1 protein-coding gene is annotated in these 875 nt (G+C 66.2%); it reads left to right on the top strand.

Annotation, left to right across the window (positions count from 1 at the left end):
- A partial coding sequence (locus FLL47_RS42610; protein ID WP_144128390.1) for a glycoside hydrolase family 62 protein occupies window positions 1-875 on the top strand: 875 nt, incomplete at both ends.

Below are 875 nucleotides of genomic sequence, written 5' to 3'. Positions count from 1 at the left end.
TCGAGCTACCGCTGGACGTCGACGGGCGTGCTGGCGACCCCGAAGTCGGGCTGGGTCTCGCTCAAGGACTTCACCACCGCCCCCTACAACGGCAGGCAGCTCGTCTACGCCACCACGCACGACAACGGATCGACCTGGGGCTCGATGAACTTCAGCCTGTTCACCAACTGGTCCGACATGGCCTCGGCCAGCCAGAACACCATGTCGTCCGCCACCGTCGCACCATCGCTGTTCTACTTCGCCCCCCGCAACATCTGGGTACTCGCCTACCAGTGGGGCGGACCCGCCTTCTCCTACCGCACCTCCAGCGACCCCACCAACCCCAACGGGTGGTCCTCGCCGCAGACCCTGTTCTCCGGCAGCATCTCCGGCTCCGGCACCGGACCCATCGACCAGGCCGTCATCGGTGACAGCACCAACATGTACCTGTTCTTCGCCGGCGACAACGGCAAGATCTACCGGGCCAGCATGCCCATCGGCAACTTCCCCGGCAGCTTCGGCTCCACCTCCACCGTGATCATGAGCGACACCACGAACAACCTGTTCGAAGCCGTCCAGGTCTACAAGGTCGCCGGCCAGAACCAGTACCTCATGATCGTCGAAGCGATCGGCGCGCAGGGCCGCTACTTCCGCTCCTTCACCGCCACCAGCCTCGGCGGCACGTGGACCCCGCAGGCCGCCACCGAGAGCAACCCCTTCGCCGGCAAGGCCAACAGCGGCGCCACCTGGACCAACGACATCAGCCACGGCGAACTCATCCGCACCAACGCCGACCAGACCATGACCATCGACCCCTGCAACCTGCAGCTGCTCTACCAGGGCCGCTCACCCAACTCCGGCGGCGACTACGGCCTGCTGCCCTACCGGCCCGGCCT

It is taken from the genome of Catellatospora sichuanensis (assembly GCF_007483665.1).
Taxonomy (GTDB): Bacteria; Actinomycetota; Actinomycetes; order Mycobacteriales; family Micromonosporaceae; genus Catellatospora; species Catellatospora sichuanensis.
This window is presented reverse-complemented; position numbering and strand designations above follow the sequence as displayed.